The organism is Streptomyces sp. NPDC056883, from assembly GCF_042788835.1.
GTDB lineage: Bacteria > Actinomycetota > Actinomycetes > Streptomycetales > Streptomycetaceae > Streptomyces > Streptomyces stoeckheimensis.
The window spans coordinates 84,418-107,182 of sequence record NZ_JBHUBS010000023.1; the positions used below are offsets into that span (position 1 = coordinate 84,418).

General features: G+C 71.4%; 19 protein-coding genes. 14 read left to right on the plus strand and 5 right to left on the minus strand.

Annotation, left to right across the window (positions count from 1 at the left end; translation table 11 throughout):
* Positions 1 to 57: 57 nt before the first annotated feature.
* The 4 genes from ACFRU2_RS36695 to mutM all read left to right on the plus strand — a co-directional run bounded on the left by ACFRU2_RS36695 (position 58) and on the right by mutM (position 2,744).
* Positions 58 to 705, plus strand: a complete 648-nt coding sequence (locus ACFRU2_RS36695; protein ID WP_382980532.1) for a YceD family protein — start codon at positions 58 to 60, stop codon at positions 703 to 705.
* Between the two features lie 2 nt (positions 706 to 707).
* Entirely contained in the window at positions 708 to 881 is a 174-nt protein-coding gene (gene rpmF / locus ACFRU2_RS36700) for a 50S ribosomal protein L32 (protein WP_003965982.1), read from the plus strand.
* A 19-nt stretch (positions 882 to 900) separates the two neighbouring features.
* Entirely contained in the window at positions 901 to 1,704 is an 804-nt protein-coding gene (gene rnc / locus ACFRU2_RS36705; protein WP_382980465.1) for a ribonuclease III, read from the plus strand.
* A 170-nt stretch (positions 1,705 to 1,874) separates the two neighbouring features.
* Positions 1,875 to 2,744, plus strand: a complete 870-nt coding sequence (gene mutM, locus ACFRU2_RS36710; protein WP_382980467.1) for a bifunctional DNA-formamidopyrimidine glycosylase/DNA-(apurinic or apyrimidinic site) lyase — start codon at positions 1,875 to 1,877, stop codon at positions 2,742 to 2,744.
* Here mutM and ACFRU2_RS36715 read toward each other — a convergent pair.
* Positions 2,699 to 3,148: a winged helix-turn-helix transcriptional regulator gene (locus ACFRU2_RS36715; protein ID WP_382980469.1), complete on the minus strand. Its 450-nt coding sequence runs from the start codon at positions 3,146 to 3,148 to the stop codon at positions 2,699 to 2,701. The two genes, mutM and ACFRU2_RS36715, sit on opposite strands and share 46 nt — an antisense overlap.
* A gap of 149 nt (positions 3,149 to 3,297) precedes the next feature.
* Between ACFRU2_RS36715 and ACFRU2_RS36720 the strand changes: the two genes are divergently transcribed.
* Positions 3,298 to 3,894: a flavodoxin family protein gene (locus ACFRU2_RS36720; RefSeq protein WP_382980534.1), complete on the plus strand. Its 597-nt coding sequence runs from the start codon at positions 3,298 to 3,300 to the stop codon at positions 3,892 to 3,894.
* Positions 3,895 to 3,963: 69 nt separating this feature from the next.
* On the opposite strand, the gene ACFRU2_RS36725 is transcribed toward ACFRU2_RS36720, so the two are convergent.
* The gene (locus ACFRU2_RS36725; protein WP_382980471.1) at positions 3,964 to 4,818 is read right to left on the minus strand and encodes a CAP domain-containing protein; all 855 of its coding nucleotides are present in this window, start codon (positions 4,816 to 4,818) and stop codon (positions 3,964 to 3,966) included.
* A 177-nt stretch (positions 4,819 to 4,995) separates the two neighbouring features.
* Between ACFRU2_RS36725 and ACFRU2_RS36730 the strand changes: the two genes are divergently transcribed.
* The 4 genes from ACFRU2_RS36730 to ACFRU2_RS36745 all read left to right on the plus strand — a co-directional run bounded on the left by ACFRU2_RS36730 (position 4,996) and on the right by ACFRU2_RS36745 (position 11,633).
* The gene (locus ACFRU2_RS36730; RefSeq protein WP_382980473.1) at positions 4,996 to 5,277 is read left to right on the plus strand and encodes an acylphosphatase; all 282 of its coding nucleotides are present in this window, start codon (positions 4,996 to 4,998) and stop codon (positions 5,275 to 5,277) included.
* 366 nt (positions 5,278 to 5,643) lie between these two features.
* Positions 5,644 to 5,859, plus strand: a complete 216-nt coding sequence (locus tag ACFRU2_RS36735) for a hypothetical protein (protein WP_030227372.1) — start codon at positions 5,644 to 5,646, stop codon at positions 5,857 to 5,859.
* Between the two features lie 224 nt (positions 5,860 to 6,083).
* Positions 6,084 to 9,959: an AAA family ATPase gene (locus ACFRU2_RS36740; RefSeq protein WP_382980475.1), complete on the plus strand. Its 3,876-nt coding sequence runs from the start codon at positions 6,084 to 6,086 to the stop codon at positions 9,957 to 9,959.
* Between the two features lie 237 nt (positions 9,960 to 10,196).
* A complete protein-coding gene (locus ACFRU2_RS36745) occupies positions 10,197 to 11,633 on the plus strand; it encodes a sugar porter family MFS transporter (protein WP_382980477.1) in 1,437 nt (478 codons plus the stop codon).
* 48 nt (positions 11,634 to 11,681) lie between these two features.
* Here the strand turns inward: ACFRU2_RS36745 and ACFRU2_RS36750 are convergent, their stop codons facing one another.
* Both ACFRU2_RS36750 and ACFRU2_RS36755 read right to left on the minus strand, forming a co-directional pair.
* On the minus strand, positions 11,682 to 12,668 hold the full coding sequence (locus tag ACFRU2_RS36750; RefSeq protein WP_382980479.1) for an LLM class flavin-dependent oxidoreductase: 987 nt from the start codon (positions 12,666 to 12,668) through the stop codon (positions 11,682 to 11,684).
* A 63-nt stretch (positions 12,669 to 12,731) separates the two neighbouring features.
* Positions 12,732 to 14,186, minus strand: a complete 1,455-nt coding sequence (locus ACFRU2_RS36755) for a cytosine permease (RefSeq protein WP_382980481.1) — start codon at positions 14,184 to 14,186, stop codon at positions 12,732 to 12,734.
* Between the two features lie 147 nt (positions 14,187 to 14,333).
* Here ACFRU2_RS36755 and ftsY point away from each other — a divergent pair, with 147 nt between their 5' ends.
* Complete coding sequence (ftsY, locus tag ACFRU2_RS36760) at positions 14,334 to 15,557, plus strand: signal recognition particle-docking protein FtsY (protein WP_382980483.1); 1,224 nt, start codon at positions 14,334 to 14,336, stop codon at positions 15,555 to 15,557.
* A gap of 87 nt (positions 15,558 to 15,644) precedes the next feature.
* Here the strand turns inward: ftsY and ACFRU2_RS36765 are convergent, their stop codons facing one another.
* Positions 15,645 to 16,316 (minus strand): bifunctional DNA primase/polymerase, encoded by a 672-nt coding sequence (locus ACFRU2_RS36765; RefSeq protein WP_382980485.1) that lies wholly within the window; start codon positions 16,314 to 16,316, stop codon positions 15,645 to 15,647.
* 428 nt (positions 16,317 to 16,744) lie between these two features.
* On the opposite strand from ACFRU2_RS36765, the gene ACFRU2_RS36770 reads away from it, so the two are divergent.
* The 4 genes from ACFRU2_RS36770 (at position 16,745) to ACFRU2_RS36785 (ending at position 22,694) form a co-directional block, all read left to right on the plus strand.
* The gene (locus ACFRU2_RS36770) at positions 16,745 to 18,238 is read left to right on the plus strand and encodes a hypothetical protein (RefSeq protein ID WP_382980536.1); all 1,494 of its coding nucleotides are present in this window, start codon (positions 16,745 to 16,747) and stop codon (positions 18,236 to 18,238) included.
* A 333-nt stretch (positions 18,239 to 18,571) separates the two neighbouring features.
* On the plus strand, positions 18,572 to 19,918 hold the full coding sequence (locus tag ACFRU2_RS36775) for an ammonium transporter (protein ID WP_250743896.1): 1,347 nt from the start codon (positions 18,572 to 18,574) through the stop codon (positions 19,916 to 19,918).
* Complete coding sequence (locus tag ACFRU2_RS36780) at positions 19,915 to 20,253, plus strand: P-II family nitrogen regulator (protein ID WP_112451060.1); 339 nt, start codon at positions 19,915 to 19,917, stop codon at positions 20,251 to 20,253. The genes ACFRU2_RS36775 and ACFRU2_RS36780 overlap by 4 nt, the downstream gene beginning before the upstream one ends.
* Before the next feature lie 17 nt (positions 20,254 to 20,270).
* On the plus strand, positions 20,271 to 22,694 hold the full coding sequence (locus ACFRU2_RS36785; RefSeq protein WP_382980487.1) for a [protein-PII] uridylyltransferase: 2,424 nt from the start codon (positions 20,271 to 20,273) through the stop codon (positions 22,692 to 22,694).
* Positions 22,695 to 22,765 lie beyond the last annotated feature (71 nt).

Consider the following 22,765-nt stretch of genomic DNA (forward strand, 5'->3'; position numbering starts at 1 on the left):
TGGCGGACAGCTTGATTTTCAGCAGTCTCCAGTGATTTTGTGAAAGCGGGAACAGCCCTGAACACCCACCTCGACCACCGCAACCCCCTCGTGTTCGACACGCACGAGCTGGGTCGGCGTCCTGGTGCCATGCTGCGGCTGTCCCGTGAGATCCCGGCTCCGGCCGACATCGGCCTCGCCGGTGTCATCGGAGTGCCCCAGGGCGACCCGCTGAACCTCAAGCTCCGCCTGGAGTCCGTCATGGAAGGGGTGCTTGTCACAGGCACCGTCCGTGGCCGGGCGACCGGGGAATGCGTAAGGTGTCTGGAGGCCGTCGAGCGCGAGCTCAAGGCGGAGTTCCAGGAGATGTTCTCGTACCCTGACGCCGACGACCGGATCCGCTCCAAGGCGGAGCCGGCCGACGACGCCGAGGACGACGAGGACACGCTCTTTCTCGAGGACGGTTTGTTCGACCTCGAATCCGTGCTGCGCGACGTGGTGGTGCTCGCACTGCCGCTGCAGCCGGTGTGCCGGGAGGACTGTCTCGGACTGTGCCCCGATTGCGGGCTCAGCCTGAACGAAGACCCGGACCACCACCATGACGCCGTCGACATCCGTTGGGCGGCATTGCAGGGACTCGTCACCGATCAGGGCGTCGAGAAGGACAATATGAGCGGCACTGCCTCCGACGGAGTTCAGAGCGCCGCCGAGAAGCAGGAGAAGTAGCCGTGGCTGTTCCGAAGCGGAAGATGTCGCGCAGCAACACGCGCCACCGCCGGTCGCAGTGGAAGGCTGCGGTCCCCACCCTGGTTTCGTGTGAGCGTTGCCAGGAGCCGAAGCTCCAGCACATTGCGTGCCCGAGCTGCGGCACCTACAACAAGCGCCAGGTCCTCGAGGTCTGAGCGGCTGGTGAGAGGCGCAATGTCTGAGCTGTCCAACGCTGAGAAGCAGGCAGACAGTAAGAACGCGGCCTCGTCCCACGTGCTTCTGGAAGGGCGGCTCGGGTATCGACTCGAGTCCGCCCTTCTGGTGCGTGCGCTGACCCACCGCTCGTACGCGTACGAGAACGGCGGTCTGCCCACCAACGAACGCCTGGAGTTCCTCGGGGACTCCGTGCTGGGCCTGGTGGTCACGGACACGCTGTACACGACCCACCCCGACCTGCCTGAAGGCCAACTGGCCAAACTGCGGGCCGCGGTAGTCAACTCGCGTGCACTGGCGGAGGTCAGCCGCGGCCTCGAACTCGGCTCCTTCATCCGGCTCGGCCGGGGCGAAGAGGGCACGGGTGGCCGGGACAAGGCCTCCATCCTCGCCGACACCCTTGAAGCGGTGATCGGCGCGGTCTACCTCGACCAGGGTCTCGACGCGGCCTCGGAGCTGGTTCACCGGCTCTTCGACCCGCTCATCGACAGGTCCTCGAACCTCGGCGCCGGCCTGGACTGGAAGACCAGTCTCCAGGAGCTCACGGCCGCCGAAGGTCTCGGGGTGCCCGAATACCTGGTCACCGAGACCGGCCCGGACCACGAGAAGACCTTCACCGCCGCCGCGCGCGTCGGTGGGACCTCTTACGGCACCGGCGTCGGGCGCAGCAAGAAGGAAGCGGAACAGCAGGCGGCCGAGTCCGCGTGGCGCGGTATCAGTACCGCGGCGGACAAGCGGACCGCGGCCACTCCGGCCGAGGGCGACGGGGCGACGACCCCCGCCGACCCGGCTCCGGACGCCTGACCCGTTCTTCCGGGAACTCCCCGCCCCGTCATCTGCTCCGGCAGGTGGCGGGGCGGACCCGTTTCCGGGTGCCGGCCCGCCCCGGGACGTTCGGGTGGGGGACGAGCCCCGCAGGGCGAGTCGGTACGCTCGCGGGAGAGAGCCCGATCCGAACCCTCCGGAGGAACACCGTGCCCGAGCTGCCCGAGGTCGAAGTGGTGCGGCGCGGGCTGGAGCGCTGGGTGGCCGGGCGGACCGTGGCGGCCGTCGAGGTCCTGCATCCGCGCGCCGTACGCCGGCACGAGGGCGGCGGCGCCGATTTCGCGGCGCGGCTCACGGGGGAGACCTTCGGGGTGCCGAGGCGGCGCGGCAAGTACCTGTGGCTGCCGCTGGAGGACCGGGAGCACTCCGTGCTCGGGCACCTCGGAATGAGCGGGCAGCTCCTCGTGCAGCCCGAGGGGGCGCCCGACGAGAAGCACCTGCGCATCCGGGTGCGGTTCGGGGACGGGGCCGGGACGGAGCTGCGCTTCGTCGACCAGCGGACCTTCGGCGGGCTGTCACTGCACCCCTGCGTCCCCGACAGCGCGGACGGGCTGCCCGACGTCATCGCGCACATCGCGCGTGACCCCCTGGACCCGCTGTTCGACGAGACGGCCTACCACCTGGCGCTGCGCGCCAAGCGCACCACCGTGAAGCGGGCGCTGCTCGACCAGTCGCTGATCAGCGGGGTCGGAAACATCTACGCGGACGAATCGCTCTGGCGCGCCAAGCTGCACTACGAGCGCCCCACGGCCACCCTCACGCGCCCCCGGAGCACGGAACTCCTCGGCCACGTCCGTGACGTCATGAACGAGGCCCTCGCCGTCGGCGGCACCAGCTTCGACAGCCTCTACGTCAACGTGAACGGGGAGTCCGGCTACTTCGACCGCTCGCTCGACGCCTACGGGCGGGAGGACGAGCCCTGCCGGCGCTGCGGCACTCCGATGCGCCGCCGCCCCTGGATGAACCGGTCGAGCTACTTCTGCCCGCGCTGCCAGCGGCCTTCGCGCGTGGCGTCGTAGGCGGACCTGGAAGAGAGCACCGAGGGCATGCTGCCCTCCAGCAGCCCTATGAGCGCGTCCACGCGCTCCGCGACCGCCACGCCGAACGGGGTCAGCTCGTAGTCGACGCGCGGCGGGTTCGTCGGCTGGGCCTCCCGGTTGACGATGCCGTCGCGCTCCAGCGCGTGCAGGGTCTGGGAGAGCATCTTCTCGCTGATGCCGTCCACACGGCGGCGCAGCTCGTTGAACCGGCACGGCCCCTTGGACAGGGCACCGACCGTGAGGCTGCCCCAGCGACCCGTGACGTGTTCCAGCGTCTCGCGGGAAGGGCACGTGCGTGCGAACACGTCGAAAGCGTCGACCGCTTCGGAGGCCTGTTCGGGCACGGCGTCGCCCTCGGTCTCGCCACACCCTGGAGTCTGCATGGTTTCAGCCTACTACTGCACAGCGCCAGCCATCCAGGTTGCGCTTTCGAAAAGTTAGTGGTTACCTCGGTGTCGTTGCTTCACGCCGCACAGCCGCACAACGCCGTGTACCCCCACGGTGTTTTCCGAGGGAGACCGTCTTGTCCGGAATCACGTACACCCCCGTCGTTTCGATCGCCTACCACTCCGGCTACGGCCACACCGCAGTGATCGCCGAGGCCGTCAAGGTCGGCGCCATCGAGGCCGGTGCGACCGTGCACATGATCAAGGTCGACGAGATCGACGAAGCGAAGTGGGAGCTCCTGACCGCGTCCGACGCGATCATCTTCGGCTCGCCGACCTACATGGGCACCGCCTCCGGTGCCTTCCACGTCTTCGCCGAGGCCTCCTCGAAGATCTGGTTCGTCGCCGGCTGGCAGGACAAGGTCGCCGCGGGCTTCACCAACTCCGGGTCGAAGTCCGGCGACAAGGGCAACACCCTCGACTACTTCCAGACGCTGGCCTCGCAGCACGGCATGAGCTGGGTCAACCTGGGCCTGAAGCCGGGCTGGAACTCCAGCACCGGTTCCGAGAACGACCTCAACCGCCTCGGCTTCTTCGACGGCGCCACCGCCCAGTCCAACGGTGACCAGGGTCCCGAGTTCGTCCACAAGGCCGACATCGCCACCGCCGAGCACCTCGGCAGCCGCGTCACCGAGCAGACCCGTGTCCTGCTCGCGGGCCGCGCCGCCCTGGCGTCCGTCTGACCGGCTGACGTACGGCCCGGGTGCCGGGCGCTGCCCGCCCGGCACGGGTGAGGTACGAGAAACGGGCTGTCAGAAGCCGAAGTCCTGGGTCCACCAGGGGCCGCCGGCGGCGTTGTACACGCCGACGCCCAGGGTGCGGAACTCGCAGTTGAGGATGTTGGCCTTGTGGCCCGGGCTGTTCATCCAGGCCTTCATCACGGCCGCCGCGTCGCCCTGGCCGCGGGCGATGTTCTCGCCGCCCATCCCCGATATGCCGGCCTTGGTGGCCCGGTCCCACGGGGTGTTGCCGTCGGGGTCCGTGTGGTCGAAGAAGCCCCGGACGGCCATGTCCTTGCTGAAGGCTCCGGCCAGTGCCGCCAGCGGCGGGTTCGCCCGGACCGGACCGCAGCCCGCCTGCGCGCGCTCCTGGTTCACCAGGGTCAGTACGGCAGCCTCCTCGGCGGAGTGGCCTGCCGACGTGGGCGGGGTGGCCGGGGTCGCGGGGGCGGAGGGCTTCGGCGCGGAAGGCTTCGGCTTCACCGGGGTCGGGGTCGGGCTCGCCACCGGGGTCTTCGCCGGCTCCGTGGAGGGAGAGGGGGAAGGGGAAGGGCTGGCCGACGGGGAGGGGGAAGCGGAGGGGGCCGGGGAGGACGGGGTGCTCGCGCCCGAGGGAGCCCGGCCGGACAGGTTGGCGAGGCCGCCCTGCTGCTCCAGCGCGCTCCCGGGGCTCGGCGAGGCCTTGGCCCCGGCCTGCGAGGTCTTCGCGTCGGAGTCCGCGGTCTTGACCCCCACGTAGGGGAAGGAGGAGCCGACCGGGACGAAGCCCGTGGTGACGGCCGCCGTGCCGAGGACCACGGCCACGGATGCGCCGAGCAGACCCCCTCGCAGGGCGGCGCGGCGCTTGCCGCCGGGGCGCGGCGCGGCGTGGAGGCGGTGGCGTCCCATCGCGGCTCACCTTCCTGGGGTTCGGGATCAGCACTTCACGGCACTTCGCAGCACGTCAAAGCACTTCAAGATCAACCTTTACTCACCCAAATGGGTGAGCTCATTGCTGCGCGACTGTACGCCATGGCGAGAGGGGGCGAGGTGACCCGGATTTGTTTGCCCGGTTAGCGTTCAGGCATGAACGAAGATGTGCGGATGACCGCCTGGGTGCGCGGCCGTGTACAGGGAGTGGGCTTCCGCTGGTTCACCAGGGCGAACGCCATGGAGATCGGCGGACTGATCGGCTTCGCGCTCAACTTGGACGACGGTCGAGTACAGGTGGTGGCCGAAGGTCAACGTGAGAATTGCCACCGGCTCCTGGAATGGCTGCACGGCGCCGACACGCCCGGGAACGTGGACGGTGTGACGGAGATCTGGGGCACACCGCGCGGCGGCTACGACGGGTTCGCGATCCGGTGAGCGATCGACTGATCATGCACTGAACACATCGCCGGATGGTCCGCATGCGGTCGGAACTGCGCATTCGTCGTCGACGCGTTGCCGAAGCGGTGGATCCGTGGAAGGCTCGGAGTCGAGGATGATCTCCACGCCCCTTGAGGGGGCCGGGATGCCCGCCGATACGGGGCGTGATCGTGTTGACCGTCAAACTTTTTGGTGAGACGCTGGAAGCCCCGCGCACCTGAGCTGTTTGGCAGTGCTGGCAGTACACAGTGTCAGCCAAAGATCGATGCAGTGACTGACAGTCGCTGCCGGACATCCGCGGGTGCGATTCCCTCACGACCCACACCGCTTCGGTCGGTCACTCAGTGTGGAGGACCATCCATCATGGCAAAGGCGCTTCTCGGTTACGTCGGCGGTTCCGACCCGCGACTCCTCGCCGAGATGCGACGGCTTCAGCAGCGCGTCCAGGACCTCGAGTCCGAGCTCGGACGAATCCAGTCCGAAAACGACGCTCTGAACGCGGCCGCCGCACAGCACGGAGACTCGTTGCTCGACAGCATCGACCTCGACGTACCCCAGGCGGAGCCTGCGCTCACCTGATCCGCGCTCCCTCGTCGCTCGATCAACGGAACTGCATGATCTGCAAGGGACGCTTCGGCGTCCCTTCTTTCTTTCCGCGCCGTTCCGTCCTACCTTCCGCCTTTCCCACCTCGGACAAGGCCGCCGGGCGGCGTTGCGCCAGGTGGGGGGCCCATTCCTTTAACGTCTGATGTGCCCTGCACCTTCATGGGCGAAACCGAACGTGAAAGGTAGAGTCCGGCGGCGTGCACCTCAAGTCCCTGACCCTGCGCGGCTTCAAATCCTTTGCCTCCGCGACCACCCTGCGCTTCGAGCCGGGCATCACCTGTGTCGTGGGCCCCAACGGCTCCGGCAAATCCAATGTGGTGGACGCGCTCTCCTGGGTCATGGGAGAACAAGGGGCCAAGTCGCTGCGCGGCGGGAAGATGGAAGACGTCATCTTCGCCGGCACGACCGGCCGCCCTCCGCTCGGCCGCGCCGAGGTCTCGCTCACCATCGACAACTCCGACGGCGCGCTGCCCATCGAGTACGCCGAGGTCACCATCACGCGGATCATGTTCCGCGGCGGCAGCAGCGAGTACCAGATCAACGGCGACACCTGCCGCCTCCTCGACATCCAGGAACTGCTCTCCGACTCCGGCATCGGCCGCGAGATGCACGTCATCGTCGGACAGGGCCAGCTGGACTCCGTACTGCACGCCGATCCCATGGGCCGCCGCGCCTTCATCGAGGAGGCGGCCGGGGTGCTCAAGCACCGCAAGCGCAAGGAGAAGGCGCTGCGGAAACTGGACGCGATGCAGGCCAATCTCGCGCGCGTACAGGACCTGGGCAACGAGCTGCAGCGGCAGCTGAAACCCCTGGGGCGGCAGGCGGCGGTGGCCCGGCGGGCGGCCGTGATCCAGGCCGACCTGCGGGACGCACGGCTGCGGCTGCTCGCCGACGACCTCGTCACGCTGAAGGGCGCGCTCGACGCGGAGATCGCGGACGAGGCGGCCCTGAAGGAACGCAAGGAGGCCGCCGAGGCGCAGCTCGCGGCGGCGGTGCGGCGGGAATCCGAACTGGAGGAGGCCGTACGGGAACTCGCGCCACGGCTCCAGCGGGCACAGCAGACCTGGTACGAGCTGTCGCAGCTCGCCGAACGGGTGCGCGGGACGGTGTCGCTGGCGGACGCCCGGGTCACCTCGGCCTCGGCGCCGGCCGGGGAGGAGCGGACGGGCCGGGACCCGGACGAGATGGAGAGGGAGGCCGCGCGGATCCGCGAGCAGGAGGCGGAGCTGACGGCCTCGATGGAGGCGGCCGCGCGGGCACTGGAGGACACCGTCGCCCACCGGGCCGAGCTGGAGCGTGCGCTGGCCGACGAGGAACGACGGCTACGGGACGTGGCGCGGGCCATCGCCGACCGGCGCGAGGCGCTGGCGCGGCTGACCGGCCGGCTCGGCGCGGCCCGTTCCCGCGCGGGCGCGGCCCAGGCGGAGATCGACCGGCTGGTGCTGGCGAGCGACGGGGCGCGGGCGCGGGCGGAGGCGGCGCGCGAGGAGTACGAGGCGCTGGCGGAGGAGGTCGGGGAGGAGTCCCCGGAGGCCGCTGCCGGTTCGGGGTCGGGGTCGGGGTCGGGGGAGTACGAAGCGGCTCGGGCCGAGCTGGCGGCGGCGGAGGCCGGACTCGGGGAGACCCGGGACGCGTTGGCGGCGGCGGAGCGGTCGCGGGCGGCGGTGTCGGCGCGACGCGACGCCCTCGCGATGGGGCTGCGCCGCAAGGACGGCACGGCGGAGCTGCTCGCGGCGCGGCTGGAGGGGCTGGTGGGGCCGGCGGCGCAGCGGTTGTCCGTGACCCCGGGGCACGAGGTCGCGGTGGCGGCGGCGCTGGGTGCGGCGGCGGACGCGGTGGCCGTCACGTCGACGGCGGCGGCGGCCGGGGCGATCCGGTACCTGCGGGAGGGGGACGCGGGGAGGGCGGCGTTCCTGATCACCCCGGGTGCGGTGGCCTCCGGCGGTCCGGCGGTGGGGGTCCCCGGCCAGGCGCAGGGCCCGGCCCCGGACCCGGCCCTGGGTTCGGCTTCGGCTCAGGGCCCGGGAGTTCGGGTCGGCTTCGAGAGCCTCGGTCAGGTGGCAGGGGCCGGGTCGGCCGGTGGGGTCGGGCCGGGGGCGGTTGTCCCCCACCCCACCCCTTCCCGAAACCGGGGCTCCGCCCCGGACCCCGCGCCTCAAACGCCGGCGGGGCTGGGTGTGGGAATGCAGGGCTCCGCCCCGGACCCCGTGCCTCAAACGCCGGCGGGGCTGGAATCGCCCCGCACGCTCGTGGGGCTCGACGCGGCCCTGGTGGTGGAGGGTGTCGCGGGTGCGGTGGCTGCTGCCGGGCTCGTCCACGGGGATGCCGACGTGGTGCGGGCCGTGGCGTGGGTGTTGCGGGACTTCGTGGTGGTCGGGGGGCTCGGTGAGGCCGAGGCGCTCGTCGCCGCGCGGCCCGAGCTGGTGGCCGTGACCGCCGAGGGGGACGTGCTCGGTGCGCACCTCGCGCACGGCGGGTCCGCCGGAGTGCCCAGCCTGATCGAGGTGCAGGCAGCCGTCGACGAGGCCGCGGCGGAGCTGGCCCGGCTGGACGGCCGGTGTCTGGTGCTGGCGGAGGAGAAGGCGGCCGCGGATGGCCGCAGGGTGGCGGCCGGGGCCCGGGTCGAGGAGCTCGGGGAGCTCCGGCGGGCCGCCGAGCGGGCCCGGGCCGGGGTCGCGCAGCAGCTCGGGCGGCTCGCCGGGCAGGCGAAGGGGGCGCTGGGCGAAGCCGAGCGCGCCGCCGCGGCCGCAGCCAGGGCGCAGGATGCGCTGGAGCAGGCGCTGGCCGACGTAGAGGAGTGTGCGGAACGGCTCGCCGTTGCCGAGGAGATGCCGGCGGAAGAGGAGCCGGACACCTCCCGCAGGGACCGGCTCGCGGCCGACGGGGCGAACGCCCGGCAGACCGAGATGGAGGCCCGGCTGCAGCTCAGGACCCATGAGGAACGGGTGAAGGGGCTGGCCGGCCGGGCCGATTCCCTCGACCGCGGGGCCAGGGCCGAGCGGGAGGCCCGTGCCCGGGCGGAGCGCCGCCGGGAACGGCTGCGCTACGAGGCGCGGGTGGCCGCGGCCGTCGCCGACGGAGCCCGCCAGCTGCTGGCGCACATCGAGGTGTCGCTGACCCGCGCGGTGGGGGAGCGGACGTCCGCCGAGTACGCGAAGGGCGTGCGGGAGCGGGAGCTCGACGAGGCCCGGGGTCTGGGCCGCGGTCTGAAGGGCGAGCTCGACAAGCTCACGGACTCCGTGCACCGCGGCGAGGTGCTCGGCGCCGAGAAGCGCCTGCGGATCGAGCAGGTGGAGGGCCGTGCGCTGGAGGAGTTCGGCATGGCGGCGCAGGGGCTCGTCGCGGAGTACGGGCCCGACCAGCCGGTGCCGCCGAGCCCTTCCGCCGACGGGGAGGAGCCGGATCCGGACGCCGGGCCGGAGCCCGTGCGCGCCCGGCAGGAGAAGCGGCTGAAGGCGGCCGAGCGGGCCTACCAGCAGCTCGGCAAGGTCAATCCGCTGGCGCTGGAGGAGTTCGCGGCGCTGGAGGAGCGGCACAAGTTCCTCAGCGAGCAACTGGAGGACCTGCGAAAGACCAGAGCCGACCTCCTTCAGGTCGTGAAGGAGGTCGACGAGCGGGTCGAGCAGGTTTTCACGGAGGCCTACCGGGATACGGCCCGTCAGTTCGAAGGGGTGTTCTCGCGGCTGTTCCCCGGCGGCGAAGGCCGGCTGATCTTGACGGATCCGGACAACATGCTCACCACGGGCATCGACGTCGAGGCCCGGCCGCCGGGCAAGAAGGTCAAGCGGCTGTCGCTGCTCTCGGGCGGCGAGCGCTCGCTGACCGCCGTGGCCCTGCTGGTCTCCATCTTCAAGGCGCGGCCCAGCCCGTTCTACGTGATGGACGAGGTCGAGGCCGCGCTCGACGACACCAACCTGCAGCGGCTGATCCGGATCATGGAGGAGCTGCAGGAGAGCTCCCAGCTGATCGTGATCACGCATCAGAAGCGGACCATGGAGGTCGCCGACGCGCTCTACGGGGTCTCGATGCAGGGCGACGGGGTGTCGAAGGTCATCAGCCAGCGGCTCCGGTGACGCCTCCCGCTGACACGCGTCAGTCGCAGTCTCTTCAAGAAGTGAAGCTCAAATCCTGCTCAGTTCCCACCAATGGCGGCAAGAAGTAGACCCACTCCTCCTCTTGACTTCAAGAAATGAACACATAGGCTCGCTCCCGCTGTACTCCTCCGGGTGGTGCCCGATCTTGACCTGTGCGCCACTGGAAGGAATTACCCCCACCCGCCCGTCCCGCAGCCGGGCACGCAGGAGCAGACCTTGACCAGCAGCAGCACCACGCGGGGCTCGGCCTCAGGCGGTGGCCCGGCATCGCAGCCCGACCACCTCGGGCACGTCATCTTCATCACCGCGGCAGCCGCCATGGGCGGGTTCCTCTTCGGCTACGACAGCTCCGTCATCAACGGCGCGGTCGTCGCGATCCGGGACCGCTTCGACGTCGGGCCCGCCACCCTTGCCCAGGTGATCGCCGCCGCACTGATCGGCTGCGCCCTCGGCGCCGCCACGGCCGGCCGCATCGCCGACCGGATCGGCCGCATCCGCTGCATGCAGATCGCGGCGGTCCTCTTCACGGCCAGCGCCATCGGCTCGGCCCTGCCCTTCGCGCTCTGGGACCTGGCGGTGTGGCGGGTCATCGGCGGCTTCGGCATCGGCATGGCCTCGGTCATCGGCCCGGCCTACATCGCCGAGGTCTCCCCGCCCGCGTACCGCGGCCGGCTCGCCTCCTTCCAACAGGCGGCGATCGTCATCGGCATCGCCATTTCCCAGCTCGTCAACTGGGGGATCCTCAACCTCGCCGACGGCGACCAGCGCGGCGAGATCGGCGGCCTGGAAGCCTGGCAGTGGATGCTCGGCGTCATGGTGGTCCCGGCCGTGCTCTACGGGCTGATGTCCTTCGTGATCCCGGAATCCCCGCGCTTCCTGATCTCCGTGGGCCGCAACGCCGAGGCCCGCAAGGTGCTCTCCGAGGTCGAGGGCGAGCACATCGACCTCGACGGACGCGTCGCCGACATCGAGCACGCCATGCGCTCCGAGCACAAGTCCACCTTCAAGGACCTGCTCGGCGGGCGGGCCGGCTTCCTGCCCATCGTCTGGATCGGCATCGGCCTGTCCGTCTTCCAGCAGCTCGTCGGCATCAACGTGATCTTCTACTACAGCTCCTCGCTGTGGCAGTCGGTCGGCATCGACCCCAGCGCCTCGTTCCTGTACTCCTTCGAGACCTCGGTCGTGAACATCATCGGCACGGTGATCGCGATGATCTTCGTGGACCGGATCGGCCGCAAGCCGCTCGCCCTCATCGGCTCCGTCGGCATGGCGATCTCGCTGGGCCTGGCGGCCTGGGCCTTCTCGTACAAGTCCGGGGCCGGCGACGACATCGCACTGCCGCACGCCCAGGGCATCGTGGCCCTGGTCGCGGCCAACTGCTTCGTCCTCTTCTTCGCGCTCTCCTGGGGCGTGGTCGTCTGGGTGCTGCTCGGGGAGATGTTCCCCGGCCGGATCCGCGCGGCGGCGCTCGGCGTGGCCGCCGCCGCCCAGTGGATCGCCAACTGGGTCATCACGGTGTCGTTCCCGACCCTGTCGGACTGGAACCTGTCCGGCGCCTACGTCATCTACACGGTCTTCGCCGTGCTCTCGATCCCGTTCATCCTCAAGTGGGTGCCGGAGACCAAGGGCAAGGCGTTGGAGGAGATGGGCTGACCACCCCGCCAACAGCCCCTCTCCTCCCAGAGCAGGTACTGCCCCGTCTCAGTCCTTGAGGCGGGGCAGTACCTGTTCGCACAGGAGCTGCAGGCTCCGCCAGCCCTCGTCCACGGGCATCCCGCCGCACAGCGGGTGCAGCACCAGGTTCCCCGCCTCGCCGGCGCCGCGGGCGTACGCGACCGCCTCGTCCGGGGTGAGGATGCGGTACACGCCCTCGGCGCGCAGCTCCGCCACCGTGTGCGCGCCCGACCGTACGGCGCTGCGGATGTCCTTGGACTGCCAGGAGGCGTACATCCCGGCCTCGTGCAGGAACCGCTCGCCGTACTGGTCCCACGCCCGGTCCGGGTCCTCGGCGATGTGCAGCAGCGGGGTCTCGGCCGCCGGCATCATGCAGAAGCCCTCCGTGCCGTACTCCGCGAGCTTCGCGTTGTAGTACGCCTCCAGCTCGGGCAGGTGCGCGCTCGGGAAGAACGGCAGCCCCAGGCGGGCCGCCCGGCGGGCCGCCGCCTCCGAGCTGCCGCCGACCAGGAGCAGCGGGTGCGGCTGGGTGAAGGGCCGCGGGGTGACCCGTACGGTACGGCCGCGGAACTCGAACGGCTCGCCGGTCCACGCCTTCAGCAAGGTCTCCAGCAGCTCGTCCTGGAGCTTGCCGCGCCGGCCCCACTCCACGCCGTGCTGCTCGTACTCCTCGGGCCGGTAGCCGATGCCGGCCACCGTGACGAGACGGCCGCCGCTGAGCAGGTCCAGTACCGCGATGTCCTCGGCGACCTTCAGCGGGTCGTACAGCGGGCCGATGATCGCCGAAACGGTGACGGCGATCCGGCGGGTGGCGCCGAAGACCGCGCCCGCGAAGGCGAAGGGGGAGGGCAGCCAGTTGTTCTCGGTGCCGTGGTGCTCCTCGGTCTGGATGGTGTCGATCCCGCGGTCGTCCGCGTACTTCGCCATCTCCAGCGCGGCCTTGTAGCGGGCGGAGAGGGTTTCCGGGGTGCCGTTCGGGTCGATGAGGTTGAACCGGGCCACGGTGATGGGCATGGAGAAGTCCCCCTTCGCCGGAGGTGGGTGGGCGGGCGAAGGGGGACGTTAGCTGACGTGGCGTCAGTTGGACAGGGATCCGGCGGGGGCCCGCTCGTCGGCCGGGGCCGCCGCGACGGCGTCCGGCGCCTCCGGGGCCGCCGGCGTGCGCGGCAGGACCGCGTACAGGACGGCCGAGGTGACGATGCCCGCCGCCCAGCCCAGGCCGTTCTGCCCGATCCAGGTCGTGGCCAGCGGCCCGCTGAACCAGTCGACCTTCGTGAACAGCAGGCCCACCACCAGGGCCAGGCCCCAGGCGGTCATGGCCTGCCAGGCGAATCCGCCCCGGTACCAGTAGGCGCTGCTCCGCGTGGTGTCCAGCAGCGCGGCCCCGTCGTAGGAGGTGCGGCGCAGCATGTCCACGCCGAAGACGCCGATCCAGGCGGAGAAGGCCACGGCCAGCAGGGTCAGGAAGGAGATGAACGAACCGAAGAAGCTGGTCGCGACCACCATCAGCAGGAAGCCGAAGACCAGGCTGATGACGGCGTTGACGCTGACCGCCGCCGCGCGCGGGACCTTGATGCCAAGGGTCTGGGCGGTGAAGCCCGCCGAGTACATGGACATCGAGTTGATGAGCAGCATGCCGACGAGCGCGATCAGCAGGTACGGGACCGCGATCCAGGTCGGCAGCAGTTCGCCGATGAAGGACACCGGGTCCTGCGCGGTGGCCAGGTCGGGTGTGGCGACCGCCATCACCGCACCCATGAGCACCATCGGGATCACCACGACGGCCGCGCCGCCGATGGTCGCGCCGACCATGCCCCGGGCGGAGGCGGTACGGGGCAGGTAGCGGGTGAAGTCCGGGCCGGACGGGACCCAGCTGATGCCGCCGGCGGCGATGGTGCCGATGCCCGCGATCATCATCGCGGTGGAGCCGGCGGGCTTGGCGAAGACGGCGGACCAGTCGGTCTCGGCGATCAGGTAGCCGAGCACGAGCACGCTGAAGGCGCCGAAGAGGTACGTGGACCACTTGGAGCAGACGCGCAGCGCGTTGATGCCCAGACCGGAGACGAGGAAGGTGCAGCCGACGAAGAAGAGCAGGGTGACGACGATCAGCGCGGTGTTCTTCTTGATGCCGAAGACCAGGTCGAGGACGGTCAGGACGGCGTAGGCGCCGCTGACCGCGTTGATGGTCTCCCAGCCCCAGCGGGCGACCCAGATCAGGGCGCCGGGGAACAGGTTGCCGCGCTGGCCGAAGACGGCCCGCGAGAGCGCCATGCCGGGGGCGCCGCCGCGCTTGCCCGCGATGGATATGAGTCCGACGATGCCGTAGGAGACGACGGGGGCGGCGATCGCGACGACGAGCACCTGCCAGATGTTCAGCTTGTTGAAGATGACGAGACCGGCGCCCATGGTGAGCAGCAGCACGCTGATGTTGGCGGCCACCCAGGTCGGGACGAGCTCGCGGACCCGGCCGCGGCGCTCGGCGTCGGGGACGGGCTCCAGGCCGCGCGACTCGACGGCGGTCTCGGCAGGCATAGGTGTACTCCGTGGGGGGAGGCGGGGCGTGGGGGATTGCTCATCATCGTAGATTCGCCGCAAAAAGTACAAACAGAGGCTTACGTCCTGGTATGAACCTCCAGGGTCCCCGGCTCGGGGCGTGCGTGGCCGATACTGGGGAGCGTTATGGAAATCCTGATCCTTGCCGTAGTCATCGCCCTGGTCGCGGTCGGTGCGATCAGCGGGCTCGTGGTCAGCAGCCGCAAGAAGAAGCAGCTGCCCCCCACGGCCCCGCCCAGCACGCCGACCATCACTGCCCCGCCCGCCGAACCGCAGGTGGGGGAGGACGCCGCACCGACGGCGGAAGAACCGCGCCGCACGATCGAGGAGGTCGCCCTCCCCGACGCGGAGGCCGCCCTCGAATCGCCGGTCGCGGTCGAGGACCCGGTCGTCGAGGCTCCGCCCGCCCCCGAGATCGAGGTGCCCGAGCCCACCGCCGGCCGCCTGGTCCGGCTGCGCGCCCGCCTCGCCCGGTCGCAGAACACGCTCGGCAAGGGGCTGCTCACGCTGCTCTCCCGCGAGCACCTCGACGAGGACACCTGGGAGGAGATCGAGGAGACCCTCCTCATCGCCGACGTCGGTGTCGCGCCGACCCAGGAGCTGGTGGACCGGCTCCGCGAGCGGGTCAAGGTGCTCGGCACCCGCACCCCCGCCGATCTGCGCGCGCTGCTGAAGGAGGAGCTGGTCACGCTCCTCGGCACCGACTTCGACCGCGCGGTGAAGACCGAGAGCGGCGTGGACACCCCCGCCGTGGTCATGGTCGTCGGCGTGAACGGCACCGGCAAGACCACCACCACCGGCAAGCTCGCCCGCGTGCTCGTCGCCGACGGCCGCAGCGTCGTGCTCGGCGCCGCGGACACCTTCCGCGCCGCCGCCGCCGACCAGCTCCAGACCTGGGGCGAGCGGGTCGGGGCGCGCACCGTGCGCGGACCCGAGGGCGGCGACCCGGCCTCGATCGCCTACGACGCGGTCAAGGAGGGCATCGCCGAGGGCGCCGACGTGGTGCTCATCGACACGGCGGGCCGGCTGCACACCAAGACCGGCCTGATGGACGAGCTCGGCAAGGTCAAGCGCGTCGTGGAGAAGCACGGCCCGCTCGACGAGATCCTGCTGGTCCTGGACGCGACCACCGGGCAGAACGGCCTGACCCAGGCCCGCGTCTTCGCCGAGGTCGTGGACATCACCGGCATCGTGCTCACCAAGCTCGACGGCACCGCCAAGGGCGGCATCGTCATCGCCGTCCAGCGCGAGCTCGGCGTACCGGTCAAGCTCATCGGTCTCGGTGAGGGCGCGGACGACCTGGCGCCCTTCGAGCCGGAGGCCTTCGTCGACGCCCTGATCGGCGACTGACCGCACCCGACGCTCCTACGCCGGCCAGTGCCCCCGAGTCCCCTGGACTCGGGGGCACTGCCGTGCGTACGGTCCCGGGCGGCGCGGCTACGGCCGGCGCAGCCGGTGGCACAGGTAGGCGAGGGTGCCCAGCAGGAGGCGGGCCTGCGGGGGATCCCCGGCCGAGTCCAGTGCCGGCGGGCGCAGCCAGCTCACCGGGCCGAGGCCCGCGAAGTCCGAGGGCGGGGCCGTGACGTAGGAGCCCTGGCCCAGCGCGCGCAGATCGAGACCGGCGTCGTCCCAGCCCATCCGGTACAGCAGCTGCGGCAGCCCGGCCGCCGCCCCGGGGGCGACGAAGAACTGGGCCCGGCCGTCCGGGGTCGCGGTCACCGGGCCGAGCGGCAGGCCCATCCGCTCCAGCCGGACCAGCGCCCGCCGCCCGGCCTCCTCGGAGACCTCGATGACGTCGAAGGAGCGTCCGGCGGGGAGCAGCACCGCGGCTCCCGGGTACCCGCTCCAGGTCTCGGTGACCTCGTCGAGGGTGGCGCCGGCCGGGACCGTCGGAGCGAGGGCCAGCGGATGCGCCCCCGGCGCACCGCAATTCGTATGACCGCAGGAGCAGTCGCGGGCGGGCCCCGCGGCCCGGGCGCCGGGGACCACGTCCCAGCCCCACAGTCCGGTGTACTCCGCCACCGCCGTGCACTCCGACGTCCGGCCGCGGCGCCGAGCGCCGGAACGGAACTCCTTGGTGCCGCGGCTGCCGCCGATCGTGAAGCCCATGCCCATGCCCCCTCCAACGGGTCGGACGTGCCGGTGGTTACGACATCGGCTGGTTACGGCGTTCGCCGCCCCGGTACCCGGCGCGTTCCTCGCTGCGCACGCCCCGGCGCACTCCTGTCCAACCGATCGGTCTCGCCTTCGTGTCAAGTGAATCGCGCCTGGCGGGTGGCGAGTTCATTCGAAGGGGTGGCGAATGGTGGCGTTTCCGGGATCGACCTCGCCGAAGGGGTGATCGTAGGATTACTTTCGGTACATGAGGCGCGAAGAGGAGACGGGTTCGCGGGTATGCCGGAGGCATGCGTGAAGGACCTGTGAAGACCGTTTCCCGGCAGGGTCTCGAGTGGAAAAGACTGACGGATGGGGGCGTTCCAGTGAGCGGCAACGGCGCAAGCGGAACGAGTGCGGAGTCCGACGTGTCGTCCGCCGGGATGCCGGACCGGGACTCCGCAGAGGGCTCCGTGCAGGACGCCACCGTCCGCAACGAACAGCTGACCTCCTGGTTCGTCCGCAGCGGCTGGTCCAAGGGCGAGCTCGCCCGCCAGGTCAACCGCCGCGCCCGCCAGATGGGCGCCCACCACATCAGCACCGACACCTCGCGGGTCCGCCGCTGGCTCGACGGCGAACAGCCCCGCGAGCCCGTCCCGCGCATCCTGTCCGAGCTCTTCTCCGAACGCTTCGGCTCCGTCGTCGCCATCGAGCACCTCGGCCTGCGCACCGCCCACCAGACCCCCTCCGTCTCCGGCGTCGACCTGCCCTGGGCCGGCCCGCAGACCATCGAGCTGCTCGGCGAGTTCTCCCGCAGCGACCTGATGCTGGCCCGCCGCGGCTTCCTCGGGACCTCGCTCGCCCTGTCCGCCGGCCCCGCCCTCATCGAGCCCATGCAGCGCTGGCTCGTACCGGTCCCGGCCGCCGACCCGGGACCCCGTGAGGCGGGGTCGGCGGGCGCCCTGAGCGGCCACCGGCCGCCCCGGCTCTCCGAGCCCGAGGTGGACCTGCTCGAAGCCACCACCGTGATGTTCCGCCAGTGGGACGCCCAGTGCGGCGGCGGACTGCGCCGCAAGGCCGTCGTGGGCCAGCTCCACGAGGTCACCGACCTGCTCCAGGAGAACCACCCGGCGCCGGTCATGAAGCGGCTCTTCAAGGTAGCCGCCGAACTCGCCGAACTCGCCGGCTGGATGAGCTACGACATCGGCCTGCACCCCACCGCGCAGAAGTACTTCGTCCTCGCGCTGCACGCCGCCAAGGAGGGCGGGGACAAGCCCCTGGGCTCGTACATCCTCTCCAGCATGAGCCGCCAGATGATCCACCTGGGCCGCCCCGAGGACGCCCTGGAGCTCATCCACCTGGCCCAGTACGGCAGCCGCGACTGCGCAGGGCCCCGTACCCAGGCGATGCTGTATGCGATGGAGGCCCGCGCCTACGCCAACATGGGCCAGCCCAGCCGCTGCAAGCGGGCCGTGCGGATGGCCGAGGACACCTTCTCCGACGTCGGCTTCGACGCCGAGCCCGAGCCCGACTGGATCCGCTTCTTCTCCGAGGCCGAGCTCAACGGAGAGAACTCCCACTCCTACCGGGACCTGGCCTACGTGGCGGGCCGCAGCCCCATGTACGCCTCCCTCGCCGAACCGGTCATGCAGCGCGCCGTCACGCTCTTCGAGAAGGACGAGGAGCACCAGCGTTCCTACGCCCTCAACCTCATCGGCATGGCCACCGTGCACCTGCTCCAGCGCGAGCCCGAGCAGGCCACCGTCCTCGTCGGCCGCGCCCTCGACGTGGCGGGAAAGGTGCGGTCCGAACGGGTCAACACCCGGCTGCGCAAGACCGTCGACACCGCCGCGCGTGAGTACGGCGACGTCGCGGACGTGGTGCGGATGACCGACCACCTCGCCTCCCGCCTCCCCGAGGCCGCGGAGGCCGTCTGACGGCCACCCGGCCGCCCCAAGGCCCCCGGCCGCGGCAGTCACCCCGTGAAGCCCGATCAGGCTCCCCCAGCCAGGTTCCCCGGGTCATCGCCGCGGCCGGGTCCCCACCCGTCACCCCCATGAACCACTCGTTCATGGAGGCGTAACACGCGCGACCTCTTCGTCATCGACGCGAAACACCCAGCGGCGCCGCCGGAAACCGGCCTGCGCGAATCTCAGGGCCAATAACCGGCCAGCCCCCGGGCCGGAACACCCTCAGGCCTGATTCACGCAGTGCCGCTCAGGTTTTCACGATCGCCCGCACGCGAACGTACCGACGACGAGGAGACGCCGATGGCATCAGCCATCACGACCCTCGCGGCAGACGCCCCCACGCTGTCTTCCGCGAACACCGGGTTCATGCTCATCTGCTCCGCCCTGGTCATGCTGATGACCCCGGGACTCGCCTTCTTCTACGGAGGCATGGTCCGCGTCAAGAGCAGCCTCAACATGCTGATGATGAGCTTCATCAGCCTCGGGATCGTCACGATCCTCTGGGTCCTCTACGGATTCAGCCTCGCCTTCGGCGCCGACTCCGGCTCGCTGATCGGCTGGACCTCCGACTACGTCGGACTCAGCGGCATCGGCATCACCGAGCTGTGGGACGGCTACACCATCCCCGTCTACGTCTTCGCCGTCTTCCAGCTGATGTTCGCGATCATCACCCCGGCGCTGATAAGCGGCGCCCTGGCCGACCGCGTCAAGTTCAGCGCGTGGGCGCTCTTCATCACCCTCTGGGTCACGATCGTCTACTTCCCCGTCGCCCACTGGGTGTGGGGCGCCGGCGGCTGGCTCTTCGAGCTCGGGGTCATCGACTTCGCCGGCGGCACCGCCGTCCACATCAACGCGGGCGCCGCGGCCCTCGGCGTGATCCTGGTCATCGGCAAGCGCGTGGGCTTCAAGAAGGACCCGATGCGCCCGCACAGCCTCCCGCTCGTGATGCTCGGCGCGGGCCTGCTGTGGTTCGGCTGGTTCGGCTTCAACGCGGGCTCCTGGCTCGGCAACGACGACGGCGTCGGCGCGGTCATGTTCGTCAACACGCAGGTCGCCACCGCCGCCGCCATGCTCGCCTGGCTCGGCTACGAGAAGCTGCGCCACGGCTCCTTCACCACCCTCGGCGCCGCCTCCGGCGCGGTCGCGGGCCTCGTCGCCATCACCCCCTCCGGCGGCGCCGTCTCCCCGCTCGGCGCGATCGCCATCGGCGTCATCGCCGGTGTCGTGTGCGCCATGGCCGTCGGCCTGAAGTACAAGTTCGGCTACGACGACTCCCTCGACGTCATCGGCGTCCACCTCGTCGGCGGTGTCCTCGGCTCCCTCCTCGTCGGCCTCTTCGCCACCGGAGGCGTCCAGTCCGACGTGGCCGGCCTCTTCTACGGCGGCGGCCTGGAGCAGCTCGGCAAGCAGGCGGTCGGAGTCTTCGCCGTCCTCGCCTACTCTCTCGTGGCATCCGCGGTACTCGCCTTCCTCCTCGACAAGACGATGGGGATGCGGGTCACCGAGGACGACGAGGTCTCCGGCATCGACCAGGTCGAACACGCCGAGACCGCCTACGACTTCAGCGGAGCCGGCGGCGGCTCCTCCTCCCGGAGCACCGCCGTCCCCGCCCCCGTTGCCGCCGCGAGCAAGAAGGTTGACGCATGAAGCTCATCACCGCGATCGTGAAGCCGCACCGGCTTGACGAGATCAAGGAAGCCCTGCACCGCTTCGGAGTCCAGGGACTCACCGTCTCCGAGGCCAGCGGCTACGGCCGCCAGCGCGGACACACCGAGGTCTACCGGGGCGCCGAGTACACCGTGGACCTCGTACCGAAGATCCGCATAGAGGTGCTCGTCGAGGACGGCGACGCGGAAGACGTGATGCGGATCGTCGTCGACGCCGCCCAGACCGGCAAGATCGGCGACGGCAAGGTGTGGAGCATCCCCGTGGACTCGGTCATCCGGGTCCGCACCGGCGAACGTGGCGCGGACGCGCTCTAGGTGATGGGAACCCCTGGGTGACGAGTGTCGAAGAGACCACGGACAGCACGCCCGACTCGGGACCCAGCGGGTACGCCGCGGCCCGGCTGCGACTCCTCCAGGAGGAGTCGCGGTCCGGGCCTTCCCGGCGTTCCGCCCTGGCGGCCCTGACCGACGACTGGCTGAAGGCGCTGTTCGCCACCGCCGTGAAGGAGACGGGCGTGCGGGGCGCCGCCCTCGTCGCCGTCGGCGGCTACGGCCGCGCCGAACTCTCCCCCCGCAGCGACCTCGACCTGGTCCTGCTCCACGACGGAAAGGCCGAAGCGCGCGCCCTGGCCGCCCTGGCCGACCGGCTCTGGTACCCCGTCTGGGACCTCGGCCTCGCCCTCGACCACTCGGTGCGCACCCCCGGCGAAGCCCGCAAGACCGCCGCCGAAGACCTCAAGGTGCACCTCGGACTGCTCGACGCCCGGCCCGTCGCGGGCGACGCCGGGCTCCTCGCGGGACTGCGCACCTCCGTCCTGGCGGACTGGCGGAACCAAGCGGCCAAGCGGCTGCCCCAGCTGCACTCCCTGTGCCGCGAGCGGGCCGAGCGTGCCGGGGAGCTCCGCTTCCTGCTGGAACCCGACCTCAAGGAGGCCCGCGGGGGGCTGCGCGACGTCACCGCGCTGCGGGCCGTCGCCGCGTCCTGGCTGGCCGACGCCCCGCGCGAGGGCCTCGCCGAAGCCCGGCGCCGGCTGCTCGACGCCCGGGACGCGCTGCACCTGGTGACCGGCCGGGCCACCGACCGGCTCTCCCTCCAGGAACAGACGCCGGTCGCGGCGCAGCTCGGTCTGCTCGACGCCGACGCCCTGCTCCGGGAGGTGTACGAGGCCGCGCGGGTGGTCTCGTACGCCGGTGACGTGACCTGGCGCGAGGTCGGGCGCGTGCTCCGGGCGCGGTCCGCCCGCCCCCGGCTCCGCGGGCTGCTCGGCACCCGCGGCTCGGTACCCGAGCGGGCTCCGCTCGCCGAAGGCGTCGTCGAGTCCGACGGCGAGGCCGTACTGGCCCTGGCCGCGCGGCCCGACCGGGACCCGGTGCTGCCCCTGCGCTTCGGCGCGGCCGCAGCCCAGGCGGGACTGCCCGTCTCGCTGCACGCCGTACGCCGGCTCGCGGCGCAGGCGAAGCCGCTGCCGGTGCCGTGGCCGGCCGAGGCCCGGGAGCAGCTGCTGACCCTGCTGGGCGCGGGGGAGCCGACGGTGGCCGTGTGGGAGGCGCTGGAGGCCGAGGGGATCATCACGAAGCTGCTGCCCGACTGGGAGCGGGTGCGGTGCCGGCCGCAGCGCAACCCGGTGCACACCTGGACCGTGGACCGGCACCTCGTCGAGACGGCGGTCCGGGCCTCGGAGCTGACCCGCCGGGTGGGCCGCCCCGACCTCCTCCTGATGGCGGCGCTGCTGCACGACATCGGCAAGGGCTGGCCCGGCGACCACTCGGTGGCCGGCGAGACGATCGCCCGCGACATGGCGCTGCGGGTGGGCTTCGACGCCGAAGACGTCGCCGTGCTGGGCGTGCTCGTCCGCCACCACCTGCTGCTGATCGACACGGCCACGCGGCGGGACCTGGACGACCCGGCGACCGTCAAGGCCGTCGCGGAGGCGGTCGGGTCGTCCGGCACGCTGGAGATCCTGCACGCGCTGACCGAGGCCGACGCGCTGGCCACCGGCCCCGCGGCGTGGAGCGCGTGGCGCGGCTCGCTCGTGGCCGACCTGGTCGCACGCGTCGCCGCCGTGCTGAGCGGGGCGGCCCCGGAGGTGACGGAGCTGGAGATCCCGACCACGGAGCAGGAGCGGCTGGCGGTGGAGGCGCTGCGCACGGGGGAGCCGGTCCTGGCCCTGCACGCCCGCCAGGAGGAGGACGCGGTCGGCGTGGAACTGGTGGTGGCCGTCCCCGACCAGCCGGGGGTACTGCCCGCGGCGGCCGGCGTACTGGCCCTGCACCGGCTCACCGTGCGGGCGGCCGACCTGCGCTCGATGGAGCTTCCCGACCAGCTGGGCGAGGTACTGGTCCTGCGCTGGCGGGTGGCCGCGGAGTACGGCTCCCTGCCGCAGGCTGCGCGGCTGCGCACCGACCTGGTGCGGGCCCTGGACGGCTCGCTGGACGTCCCGGCGAAGCTGGCGGACCGCGAGGCGGCGTACCCGCGCCGGCGCGGGGTGGTCCCGCCGCCGCCCCGGGTCACGGTGGTGCCCGAGGTCTCTTCCCTGGCCACGGTCCTGGAGGTCCGAGCCCCTGACGCGGTCGGGCTGCTGCACCGGATCGGGCGCGCGCTGGAGTCCTCCGGGGTCCGGGTCCGCAGCGCGCACGTCTCGACGCTGGGCGCCAACGCGGTGGACACGGTGTACGTGGTCGACGCGGACGGCAAACCCCTCGGGGCAGGAGCGGCCGCAGCACTGGCCGCGGCCGTCCAGACGGCCTTGGCGTAGCGGGCGGCCGCTGCGCGCCCGTGCCCTCAAACGCCGGGCGGGCTGGTTTTGCCGCTGCGCGGCACAATCCA

What these genes read in the sequence shown, in the direction of transcription:
- ACFRU2_RS36765 (WP_382980485.1), bottom strand. Translation starts at nt 16,316, where the DNA reads ATGGGCTTCACGATCGGCGGCAGCCGCGGCACCAAGGAGTTCCGTTCC.
- ACFRU2_RS36770 (WP_382980536.1), top strand. Translation starts at nt 16,745, where the DNA reads ATGCCGGACCGGGACTCCGCAGAGGGCTCCGTGCAGGACGCCACCGTC.
- ACFRU2_RS36755 (WP_382980481.1), bottom strand. Translation starts at nt 14,186, where the DNA reads ATGCCTGCCGAGACCGCCGTCGAGTCGCGCGGCCTGGAGCCCGTCCCC.
- ACFRU2_RS36780 (WP_112451060.1), top strand. Translation starts at nt 19,915, where the DNA reads ATGAAGCTCATCACCGCGATCGTGAAGCCGCACCGGCTTGACGAGATC.
- ACFRU2_RS36730 (WP_382980473.1), top strand. Translation starts at nt 4,996, where the DNA reads ATGAACGAAGATGTGCGGATGACCGCCTGGGTGCGCGGCCGTGTACAG.
- ACFRU2_RS36715 (WP_382980469.1), bottom strand. Translation starts at nt 3,148, where the DNA reads ATGCAGACTCCAGGGTGTGGCGAGACCGAGGGCGACGCCGTGCCCGAA.
- ACFRU2_RS36725 (WP_382980471.1), bottom strand. Translation starts at nt 4,818, where the DNA reads ATGGGACGCCACCGCCTCCACGCCGCGCCGCGCCCCGGCGGCAAGCGC.
- ACFRU2_RS36735 (WP_030227372.1), top strand. Translation starts at nt 5,644, where the DNA reads ATGGCAAAGGCGCTTCTCGGTTACGTCGGCGGTTCCGACCCGCGACTC.
- rnc (WP_382980465.1), top strand. Translation starts at nt 901, where the DNA reads ATGTCTGAGCTGTCCAACGCTGAGAAGCAGGCAGACAGTAAGAACGCG.
- ACFRU2_RS36750 (WP_382980479.1), bottom strand. Translation starts at nt 12,668, where the DNA reads ATGCCCATCACCGTGGCCCGGTTCAACCTCATCGACCCGAACGGCACC.
- ACFRU2_RS36775 (WP_250743896.1), top strand. Translation starts at nt 18,572, where the DNA reads ATGGCATCAGCCATCACGACCCTCGCGGCAGACGCCCCCACGCTGTCT.
- ftsY (WP_382980483.1), top strand. Translation starts at nt 14,334, where the DNA reads ATGGAAATCCTGATCCTTGCCGTAGTCATCGCCCTGGTCGCGGTCGGT.